At 43.8% G+C, this 10,838-nt stretch carries 10 protein-coding genes; 9 read left to right on the top strand and 1 reads right to left on the bottom strand.

Translation table 11 applies throughout. The features are described 5' to 3' along the window. Positions 1-45 precede the first annotated feature (45 nt). From cgtA to ABFY09_RS14620, 3 genes are read left to right on the top strand one after another with little or no spacing between them, the layout of a single operon-like run. Complete coding sequence (gene cgtA / locus ABFY09_RS14610) at positions 46-1,236, top strand: Obg family GTPase CgtA (protein ID WP_347985013.1); 1,191 nt, start codon at positions 46-48, stop codon at positions 1,234-1,236. A 26-nt stretch (positions 1,237-1,262) separates the two neighbouring features. Then, positions 1,263-2,387, top strand: a complete 1,125-nt coding sequence (proB, locus tag ABFY09_RS14615) for a glutamate 5-kinase (RefSeq protein ID WP_347985014.1) — start codon at positions 1,263-1,265, stop codon at positions 2,385-2,387. A gap of 14 nt (positions 2,388-2,401) precedes the next feature. Next, the gene (locus ABFY09_RS14620) at positions 2,402-2,764 is read left to right on the top strand and encodes a diacylglycerol kinase (RefSeq protein WP_347985015.1); all 363 of its coding nucleotides are present in this window, start codon (positions 2,402-2,404) and stop codon (positions 2,762-2,764) included. 60 nt (positions 2,765-2,824) lie between these two features. Here the strand turns inward: ABFY09_RS14620 and rpsT are convergent, their stop codons facing one another. Further along, positions 2,825-3,088 carry a 30S ribosomal protein S20 gene (rpsT, locus tag ABFY09_RS14625; protein WP_347985016.1) on the bottom strand — a complete coding sequence of 88 codons (264 nt, stop codon included), beginning with the start codon at positions 3,086-3,088 and terminating at the stop codon, positions 2,825-2,827. 229 nt (positions 3,089-3,317) lie between these two features. Here rpsT and murJ point away from each other — a divergent pair, with 229 nt between their 5' ends. From murJ to ispH, 6 genes are all read left to right on the top strand, one after another. Continuing rightward, positions 3,318-4,889, top strand: coding sequence for a murein biosynthesis integral membrane protein MurJ (gene murJ, locus ABFY09_RS14630; RefSeq protein WP_347985017.1), 1,572 nt, complete (start codon positions 3,318-3,320; stop codon positions 4,887-4,889). A gap of 125 nt (positions 4,890-5,014) precedes the next feature. Then, positions 5,015-5,950 (top strand): bifunctional riboflavin kinase/FAD synthetase, encoded by a 936-nt coding sequence (gene ribF / locus ABFY09_RS14635; RefSeq protein WP_347985018.1) that lies wholly within the window; start codon positions 5,015-5,017, stop codon positions 5,948-5,950. Positions 5,951-5,977: 27 nt separating this feature from the next. Then, positions 5,978-8,800 (top strand): isoleucine--tRNA ligase, encoded by a 2,823-nt coding sequence (ileS, locus tag ABFY09_RS14640; RefSeq protein ID WP_347985019.1) that lies wholly within the window; start codon positions 5,978-5,980, stop codon positions 8,798-8,800. Further along, complete coding sequence (gene lspA, locus ABFY09_RS14645) at positions 8,801-9,304, top strand: signal peptidase II (RefSeq protein WP_347985020.1); 504 nt, start codon at positions 8,801-8,803, stop codon at positions 9,302-9,304. Beyond that, positions 9,301-9,732: a peptidylprolyl isomerase gene (locus ABFY09_RS14650; RefSeq protein ID WP_347985021.1), complete on the top strand. Its 432-nt coding sequence runs from the start codon at positions 9,301-9,303 to the stop codon at positions 9,730-9,732. The genes lspA and ABFY09_RS14650 overlap by 4 nt, the downstream gene beginning before the upstream one ends. Beyond that, positions 9,729-10,679: a 4-hydroxy-3-methylbut-2-enyl diphosphate reductase gene (gene ispH / locus ABFY09_RS14655; protein WP_347985022.1), complete on the top strand. Its 951-nt coding sequence runs from the start codon at positions 9,729-9,731 to the stop codon at positions 10,677-10,679. The genes ABFY09_RS14650 and ispH overlap by 4 nt, the downstream gene beginning before the upstream one ends. Positions 10,680-10,838: the final 159 nt, after the last annotated feature.

A 10,838-nucleotide genomic window follows, 5' to 3' on the forward strand; every position in this document is an offset into this window, starting at 1 on the left:
AATCAGTGTCTGTTGATTCTGATAATCCACCGAAGAGGTGTATCTGTGAAATTTGTTGATGAAGCCAGTATCTATGTAAGAGCAGGTAAGGGCGGTAATGGTTGTTTAAGCTTTTGGCGCGAAAAGTTCGTAGCGAAAGGTGGTCCTGATGGTGGTGATGGCGGAAATGGCGGTAGCGTCGTTTTGGTTGCTGATGATGCTCTTAACACCTTGATCGACTTCCGTTTTACCAAAAAGTACATTGCCGATAGCGGTGAAAACGGCCAAGGCCGTGATATGACTGGCTCAAAAGGGGCTGACCTTGAAATTAAAGTGCCTATTGGAACGACGGTGATCGACGAAGATACCGGAGAGACTCTAGGGGACCTTGTTCGAGGTGGACAAAAGTTAAAAGTGGCTCAAGGCGGTCATCATGGTTTGGGTAACACGCGATTTAAGTCGAGTACTAACCGTGCGCCAAGACAAACAACGAAAGGTACGGTTGGTGAAGAGCGTACCCTTAAGCTAGAAATGAAGGTTTTGGCTGATGTTGGTTTGCTGGGTCTACCTAATGCGGGTAAATCTACTTTCATTCGAGCGGTTTCTTCTGCTAAGCCAAAAGTGGCGGATTATCCTTTTACAACGCTTGTTCCAAATCTGGGTGTTGTTAAGGTTAAGAAGCATCAGAGCTTTGTTGTTGCTGATATTCCAGGGATTATTGAGGGTGCGTCTGAAGGTGCTGGGCTTGGTATTCGATTCCTGAAGCACTTGGTTCGTAACCGTATCTTGTTGCACATCGTTGACTTGGCTCCGTGGGATGAAATTACGCCTGCTGAAGCGGCTGTGATTGCAGTAAATGAATTGCACCAATTTAGCCCTGCACTTGCTGAACGTGACCGTTGGTTGGTTCTGAATAAAGTCGATATGGTTCCAGAGGAAGAGCTTGAAGAGCGTTGTCAGGGTGTTATTGATGCACTTGGTTGGAAAGGTAAAGCGTATCGAATTTCTGCTATTTCGGGTGAAGGTACTGAGATCTTATGTTTGGATCTGATGACTGCATTGGAAGAGCAGAGAGAATTGCTGGCAGAAAGTGAAGAAGCCCGCGAGAAAGAGAAAGCAGTTCGAGCTCTGATTGATGAAGAAGGTCGAAATCGTATCATGTCATTGCGTGAGAAGCGTCGCAAAGCTGGCCAAGCTTTGGATGACGACGATTTTGACGATGATGATTACGATGTTGAAGTGGAATACGTTAGCTAGTTTGATTGGTGGGTAGAAGTAGAGTCATGATAATGCGAGAGAAAATTGCAAAGGCGCAGCGTATTGTTGTTAAAATTGGCAGTGCACTGCTGACGAATGATGGGCAGGGATTAGATGTTGCTCGAATTGGTCTTTGGGTGGCGCAAATTGCCCAATTACGTGAGCAAGGGAAAGAGGTGGTTTTAGTTTCCTCCGGATCGATTGCTGCAGGTATGAAGCGTTTAGGTTTTTCTTCTCGACCCACTCAAATTAACGAATTGCAGGCTGCGGCTGCAGTCGGTCAAATGGAGTTAGTGGGTGTATATGAATCCTTTTTTGAAAAGCATGATTTGTGTACTGCGCAAATTTTACTGACCCACGATGATCTGTCGAATCGTCGACGCTATTTAAATGCACGATCTTCGTTGAGAACACTACTTGGGCTTGGTGTTGTACCTATTATTAATGAAAATGACACGGTTGTAACCGATGAGATTCGATTCGGAGACAACGACACGCTTGGTGCTTTAGTAGCAAACTTAGTAGAGGCGGATTTGCTGGTTATCTTGACGGATCAGCAAGGGTTGTTTGATAAAAATCCGCGTGACTATAAAGACGCAGAATTGATCTCTCATGTTCTGGCGTCAGATGAGCGTTTGGAGTCGATGGCAAGTGGTGGTGCCGGTGTTTTAGGTAGTGGCGGCATGTTAACGAAAATTCGAGCGGCTCGTTTGGCGGCTCGTTCGGGAGCCAACACTTTAATTGCTTCTGGTCGCGAAGAAGGCATTCTTCTCAAAGTGGTTTCTGGTGAGGCTTTAGGTACTTGGCTCGAGCCGGATTATTGTCCTCAAGCGGCGCGTAAGTTGTGGCTTGCTGGTCACCTTAAGAGTCGAGGATCCTTGGTGCTGGATGCGGGTGCAGTAAGGGCGCTTCGACAAGAAGGGACGAGCTTGTTGGCGGTTGGTGTTAAGGATGCTGAAGGTTCTTTTTCTCGCGGAGACATGGTTATCTGTGTTGATGAGCGTGGCGATCTTGTTGCGCGTGGCTTGGTCAATTATAGTGTGGCCGAGACGTTGAAGCTCTTGGGTCAACCGTCCTCCAGTATCGGTGATATTTTGGGTTATAAAGGAGAGCCTGAACTTATTCATCGAGATGATTTGGTCATTATTTAAAAGAAGAGGTTGTCATGGCTAAGCCTGGGAAAGTGGGTTTTGACCGAGTTTTCGGTGCTATGAAGTACTCGTCGCAAGGGTTGCGAGCTCAGTGGAAACACGAAGCAGCTTTTCGGCAAGAAGTTTGTTTGTTCTTATTTGCATTGCCTTTTGCTATTTGGCTTGGCGACAGTGGCTTGGAGCGAGCAGTTTTGATTCTCTCCGTTGGCTTAGTGCTAATTGTCGAGACGCTGAATTCTAGTGTTGAAGCTATCGTTGATAGAATTAGTCATGAGCATCATGAGCTTTCTGGTCGAGCGAAGGATTTGGGTTCTGCCGCGGTAATGCTGGCTTTAATTTTAGCGGGTATTGTGTGGTTGGTGATTTTGCTTGGTTAACCACTAGTGACTGTTTTGAAGATATAAAAAAACCGGCAGCTGCCGGTTTTTTTATAGGTATTAGGCCAGTGCTTTGATTTTTGCACTCAAGCGACTCTTATGACGAGCTGCTTTGTTTTTATGGTATAGGCCTTTGTTAGCGGCTTTATCTAGCTGAGAAGTCGCTAGAACGTAAGCTGCTTGTGCTTCAGTTTGGTTGCCTGTTTCAATAGCTGCATCTACTTTTTTCAAGTAAGTACGAACCATAGAGCGAATGCTACCATTGTGAGCGCGGCTTTTGATTGCCTGGCGCGCACGTTTTTTTGAACCTGCGGAATTTGCCACGGTCTGGCTCCTTTGTTTAATACATGAAACGACACAGCAATTTGCTGAGCCGTGAAATTAATGTCAAGTTTTAACTTTAAAATCTCGCGGCGGATTTTACCAGTTTTTTGCGTTGCCACAACCCTATAATGCAAAAATAGTCAAATGAGTTGCGATATTTGGCTGCGCTCTTGTGTCGGCAGGTGGTATTCTTTGTGTTACCTATTCTTTGTATGTGCTGTCAATTTGTATGTCTGAAATAAATCTCACGCCCGATAGGGGACGTAAGTCTTTGTCTTTGTTGCGTTCTGGTATTTTGGTTTCTATCTGTACCTTTCTTTCCCGTGTTTTAGGTTTGGTGAGAGATGCTGCATTGGCTTATGTTTTGGGGGCGAGTGGCAGTGCGGATGCATTTTATGTGGCTTTTAAAATTCCTAACTTTTTCCGACGCTTGTTTGCTGAAGGGGCGTTTGCTCAGGCATTTGTTCCTGTTCTAAGTGATTATCGTATAAATGAAGGTAAGGAAGAGGTTCGTGCATTAGTTGCTGCTGTCACAGGTTCGTTGTCTTTAGTTTTGTTGTGCGTCACCGCTGTATTTATGTTGTGTGCGCCTTGGGTTGTCTATGTGTTTGCACCAGGTTTTGCTGGGGATGCTAGTCAATCCGCATTAACTGCCGATTTGTTGGTGATTACTTTTCCTTATTTGTTGTTTATTTCTTTGACGGCTTTGGCAGGTGGGATTTTGAATGCGCATGGTGAGTATGCGGTTCCTGCCATCACGCCTATTTTTCTTAACATCTCTTTAATTGTTGCAACTGTATTTTTTGCTCGCTCAGCGGCTCAGGCTGAAGTGGCGGTTGCTTGGGGGGTGTTTTTTGCGGGCTTGATACAGTTGATGTTTCAAGTGCCCTTTTTGGCAAAATTGCGTTTGCTGCCAATGCCAAGATTCGGTTTTCGACATTCAGGCGTAAAACGTATCCTTCTTCTAATGGGGCCTGCTTTGTTTGGGGTGTCTGTTAGTCAGATTAATTTATTGTTAGACACTGTTTTAGCTTCCTTTTTACAAACTGGTAGCATCACTTGGTTGTATTTATCTGATCGCTTATATGAGTTGCCTTTGGGGATTTTTGCGATTGCGATCAGTACAGTTATTTTGCCTTCTTTATCCCGTAGCTTTGCTAGTGGTGAATCTGGCGGTTTTTCTAAAACGTTGGATTGGGCGTTGCGTCTTCTGTTGCTTATTGCGATTCCATCTGCTCTGGCTTTGTTTATGTTGGCCGAGCCTCTGATTGCAACCATTTTCTATCGTGGTGAATTAACCGTGCTCGATGTGGAAAAAGCCGCACAGAGTTTGCAGGCTTATTCTTTGGGGTTGGTGTTTATGATGCTAATTAAGGTTTTGGCACCTGGCTATTACTCTCGACAAGACACAAAAACACCTGTCCGCATTGGTATTATCGCGATGGTGTCGAATATGGTTTTGAATTTGATTCTTGTTTGGCCGCTTGGGCATGTGGGCTTGGCATTGGCGACAAGTTTGTCTGCTGGTTTAAACGCATTCCTACTTTGGCGCGGTTTGCATAAGCAAGGTCATCATGTGTTTTCCAGTGAGTGGCGTAAGTTGTTGCGAATATTGGTTTGTGCAACATTGGCGTTAGGGGTGTGTTTGTTCTTTTATCTGCAGCAAGGTTGGTTGTGGACGCAAATGAGTGATGTGCATCGAGTTGGCTATATTTTGTTGATTGTTATTAGTGGTGTTTCGGTTTACGGCTTGGTTGCAGTGGCAGCGGGGTTACGTCTATCTATTTTGAAACATGAGTAACTTTTGATTTATGAGGTCTGTTTGCGCGGGTTGTGCAAGTTCTGGCCTACCTTCATCTTGTTAACTGCTATATAATCGCGGTTATTTTTTCTGATGCTGTGTTTAATTGTTTTGTACGGGGTTCTATGGAGTTAATTCGCGGTATTCATAATATCCGTTCAAAGCATAAAGAATGTGTGCTGACGATTGGGAATTTTGACGGTGTGCATTTGGGGCATAGTGCCATTTTGACGAGAGTTAAATCTCTGGCGAAACAATATAATGCGCCGGCGGGAATCATGATTTTTGAACCTCAGCCAAGAGAATTTTTTGCGCCTGACGTTGCCCCTGGTCGCATTGGTCGCTTGCGAGACAAAGTGAAGTTACTGGAAGGGCAAGGTATTGATTATGTTCTTTGTATGCCTTTCAACCCGAAATTACAGCAGCTAAATGCTAAAGCGTTTTGTCAGCAAATTTTGTTGGACGGTTTGACAGTGAAGCATTTGGTGGTTGGTGACGATTTTCGATTTGGTTGTGATCGTCAGGGTGACTTTGATTACCTACAAGGATTCGGCAGTCAGAATGGCTTTGATGTTGAAAATACACCTTCTGTTTTAAATACATTGGGTGAGCGTGTTAGCAGTACCTTGGTAAGAAGTGCTCTTGAAAATGGTGATATTTCTGCAGCACAAGAAAATATGGGGCATTCTGTTTCTTTGAGTGGCCGAGTAATACATGGCCAACAATTAGGGCGAAAGCTTGGTTTTCCAACAGCGAATGTTCATCTAAAAGGAATTAAATCTGCGTTATCTGGCGTGTATGCTGTGACGCTAGACGTTGACGGTATATTGCATAATGGCGTGGCGAATATTGGTGTCCGACCGACTGTTCAAGGTAAAACGCCAATATTAGAAGTACACCTATTCGATTTTAATGGCGACTTGTACGATAAGTATGTGCAAGTGACTTTTTGTCAGTTTATTAGGTCGGAACGAAAAATGGCCAGCTTAGAAGCGCTGGAAAAACAAATTCAATGTGATAAAGAAGAGGCGTTACGTTTCTTTGTCCAATCAGTGAACTGATGATCTTTGAGGATAAGTTGATAAACCATGAGTGATTATAAACCGACACTGAATTTGCCAGATACTAGTTTCCCAATGCGTGGAGATTTGGCAAAACGTGAGCCTGCAATGTTAAAGCGTTGGCAGGATATGGATCTGTATAAAAAAGTACGTGATGTAAGTAAGGGCCGTAAATCTTTTATTCTTCATGATGGCCCTCCGTACGCAAATGGCAGCATTCACATTGGTCATGCGGTTAACAAAATCCTCAAAGATATTATTGTTAAGTCTAAAACCGTTAGTGGCTTTGATGCGCCTTATATTCCTGGCTGGGATTGTCATGGTTTGCCGATTGAGCACAAGGTTGAGCAACTTATCGGTAAAGCCGGCGTTAAAGTTTCCTACAAAGAGTTTCGCGCAAAATGTCGTGAATACGCTTACACGCAAATTGAAGAGCAGAAAAAAGATTTTATCCGCCTTGGGGTAATGGGTGATTGGGAAAATCCGTATCTAACGATGAACTTCCAAACGGAAGCTAATATCGTTCGAGCTTTGGGTAAAATCGCTGAAAATGGCCACTTAGTAAAAGGCTTTAAGCCAGTTTACTGGAGTGTGGTTGGCGGTTCGGCTCTAGCGGAAGCGGAAGTGGAATACCAAGATAAAACATCTCTATCTTTGGATGTGCGTTATGCGCCCAAAGACGAAGCCGCATTATTGGCTAAGTTCTCTGATGTAGAAGGAGAAGGAAAGGTTTCGGTTGTTATCTGGACGACAACCCCTTGGACGCTTCCTGCTAGCCAAGCGGTTTCTGTACATCCTGAGTTTAATTATGCGCTTGTTGAAGTGGATATGGGCTTGGGTAAAGAACGCCTGATCGTTGCGGAAGATATGGTTGAAGGTTTGATGGCGCGTTACAGTGCGTCTGATTTCCGTATTGTGGGGCGTACAGTCGGCGCTGAGTTAAAAGGTATGGTTTTGAATCATCCATTCTTGGAACGTGATATCCCAGTGATTCTTGGTGAGCACGTAACGACAGAAGCTGGTACAGGTTGTGTTCATACTGCACCAGATCATGGTGTAGATGACTTTAACGTTGGCCGTGAATATGGCATAGGTACGATCAATCTTGTTCAAGACAATGGTGTATATTCCGATGCGGCCGGCGAATTTGCTGGTTTGCATGTTTATAAAGTTGATGGTGCTATCCTAGAAGCGCTTAATCGCAATGATGCTTTGGTGTTTGAATCGAAGATTTTCCACAGTTATCCACATTGTTGGCGCACAAAAACACCGCTTATCTTCCGTGCTACGCCACAATGGTTTATCAGCATGACAAAAGAAGGTTTGTTGGATGCGGCTAAGTATGCTGTTGAGGGTGTGAAATGGGTGCCAAGCTGGGGACAAAATCGCATGGAAGGGATGTTGAATAACAGCCCTGACTGGTGTGTGTCTCGTCAGCGTACTTGGGGTGTGCCGATTGCTTTGTTTATCAACAAAGAAACGCAAGAGCTTCATCCAGAAACGCCTCGTTTGATTGAAGAAGTAGCGAAGCGTATCGAAGTAGAAGGTATCGACGCTTGGTTCGAAATGGAAGCGGAAGAGTTGTTAGGTGCGGATGCAGATAAATACAGCAAAGTCACTGATACGCTCGATGTTTGGTTTGATTCTGGTGTGACGCATTATTCCGTTATCGATCAGCGTGAAGAGCTAAGCTTTCCTGCGGATTTGTATTTGGAAGGTTCTGATCAGCATCGTGGCTGGTTCCAGTCTTCTTTGAAAACATCGATTGCTGTTCGTGGCGTGCCACCGTATAAGCAAGTACTTACCCACGGTTTCACTGTTGATGGCGATGGCCGCAAAATGTCTAAGTCTTTGGGGAATGTTTTATCTCCTCAAAAAGTGATGGACACTTTAGGTGCAGACATTATCCGTTTATGGGTTGCAGCAACAGATTACACAACTGAGATGACGGTCTCTGATGAGATTCTTAAGCGTGTTGCTGATTCTTATCGTCGTATTCGTAATACTGCGCGTTTCATGATGGCGAACTTAAATGGTTTCGATCCCGCTAAAGATATGGTGCCTGTTAGTGACATGCTTGCATTAGACCGTTGGCTTCTTGATCGTGCTTCCTTGTTGCAAAAAGAATTGGACACAGCTTATAACGAATATCAATTCCACACGGTTAACCAGAAAATTCAGAACTTCTGTTCGGTTGATTTAGGTGGTTTCTACCTTGATGTGATCAAAGACCGTCAATACACAACGCAAGAAAATAGCTTGGCTCGTCGCTCAGCGCAAACTGCTTTGTATCATGTTATGGAGGCTTTCACTCGTTGGATTGCGCCAATCTTGAGCTTTACTGCAGATGAAATCTGGCAAACATTACCCGGTGAGCGAGGAGAGTCAATTTTCCTAGAAACTTGGTATGAAGGCTTAGAAGAATTTTCTGGCGAAGAAAAATTAGGTCGTGACTTCTGGAAGTATGTTCTTGAAACGAAAGTCTCTACTAATAAGGTGATCGAGGCTGTTCGTGGAGAAGGTAAGATAAAAGCGAGTCTGAGTGCTGAAATCACTTTGTATTGTGATGAAACATTGCAGACAACACTGAGTCTTTTGGGTGAAGAGTTGCGATTCGTTTTAATCTCCTCTGATGTGAAAGTATTGCCTTTGAGTGAAGCTGGAGTGGATGCGGTAGATACAGATCTAGAAGCTCTAAAAGTGCATGTTGCACTGAGTGAAAATGCTAAGTGTGTTCGTTGCTGGCACCACCGTGAAGAGGTTGGCAAACGTGAATCTCATCCAGAGCTTTGTGATCGTTGTATCTCTAATTTACCGGATGGGGAAGGTGAACAACGCCTGTACGCATAAATGACAGTCTCTACTATGTTCAAAAGAGTGCAGCGCTGGTGGGCGCTGGCTCTTATTTTGTTCGCATTAGATTGGGTGACTAAGCAGGCCGTTGAGGCGTATTTGTCTTATGGGCAGGAAATTCTTCTGTTACCATTTTTTGATCTGACGCTTAGATACAACACAGGGGCCGCTTTTAGTTTTCTTGCGCAAGCCGGTGGCTGGCAGCGTTGGTTTTTCTCTGTGGTTGCCTTGGCTGTTGTGGTGGGAATTAGTTGGCGGTTGATTAAGATTGCGAATGAAAATCGTTGGGAGGCGTTGTCTCTTAGCTTTATTCTCGGCGGTGCCATTGGCAATTTATATGATCGACTGGTTTATGGTCATGTTGTGGATTTTATTCAACTGCATTGGCAGCAAGCTTGGTATTTTCCTGCTTTTAATGTGGCAGATAGCGCGATAACCGTTGGTGTTATTTTAATGCTGCTTGAAAGCTTTTTTGTTAAGAAAACAGAAGGTGGCAAATGAGTGTAATTACAGAGAATAGCCGAGTGACACTTCATTTTGAGTTATCTCTTGAAGATGGTTCTGTGGTGGATTCTAACTTCTCTCAAGCGCCTGCAAGTTTTGTTTTTGGTGATGGAAGTTTGTTACCTGCATTTGAAGAGGCACTTTTAGGGATGTCAGTAAATCAAGAGTCCTCATTGGTTATGCCCCCAGAAAAAGCCTTTGGTGTTCACAACGAAAGTAATATTCAGCGTATGCCTCGTTCTCAATTCGCAATGGACTTGGAAGAAGGTATGGTGGTTTCTTTTGCTGATATGAGCAAAAACGAATTGCCAGGTGTGATTGCAGAGATAGGCGAAAAAGAAGTGGAGGTAGATTTTAACCACCCATTAGCAGGTCGTTCGCTTACTTTTAAAGTACGCATTGTCGCAATAGAGGATGCTGCATGAGTTTTGCTATTCAGCTTGCGAATCCTCGCGGCTTTTGTGCTGGTGTTGATCGTGCCATTGAAATCGTTAATCGTTGCTTGGATCTATTTGAAGCACCGATTTATGTGCGTCATGAAGTTGTGCACAATAAATTTGTTGTTGAGTCATTAAAAACACGCGGAGCGGTGTTTGTTGATGAACTGGATCAGGTGCCAGACGACCATATTGTTATCTTTAGTGCGCATGGTGTTTCAAAATCTGTTCGTGACGAAGCGACTAATCGAGGTTTAAAAGTATTTGACGCGACTTGCCCTCTTGTCACCAAGGTGCATTTAGAAGTATTGCGTTACTCCCGTGACGGAATGGAATGTATTTTGATTGGTCATGATGGTCATCCAGAAGTGGAAGGGACAATGGGGCAATATGATAATCGACAAGGTGGTGCTATTTATCTTGTTGAAACACCTGAAGATGTGGCGAACCTAAAAGTCAAAGATCCAGAACATTTGGCATTTGTTACTCAGACTACTTTATCAATGGATGACACTTCGGTTGTTATTGATGCATTGCGTCGTCATTTTCCAAAAATTCGTGGCCCTAAAAAAGATGATATTTGCTACGCAACACAGAATCGCCAAGATGCAGTAAAAACATTGGCCGAAGCATCTCAGCTCGTGTTAGTTGTCGGCTCTGTGAATAGTTCTAATTCGAATAGGTTGAAAGAATTAGCAGAGCGAATGGGGGCTAAAGCTTTTCTGATTGATAACGCTAGTGAGATTAATGTCGACTGGTTTGATGGTGTCTCGAGTGTTGGTGTAACCGCGGGGGCATCTGCTCCCGAAGTGCTGGTTAATGAAGTGATATCGCGATTAATTGATGAGGGTGGTAGTGCGCCTGAAGAATTGCAAGGTAGAGAAGAAAACGTTTCTTTTTCTATGCCGAAAGAACTTCGTATTGTTGAAGTCTAGTTTTAAAGCTTTTAAAAAGCCCTGTTACTTAACTGTAGCGGGGCTTTTTTGTTTTGATTTGATTAAAAACACTCTAAAAAAGGTGTTTTTGTTTGTTATGTGAACAAAAAGGCTTTTGTATTAAATTAATTGTCTTTTTTGACATAAAAAGGTTGCACA

The sequence above is a fragment of the Marinomonas sp. 5E14-1 genome, assembly GCF_039939215.1.
GTDB lineage: Bacteria > Pseudomonadota > Gammaproteobacteria > Pseudomonadales > Marinomonadaceae > Marinomonas.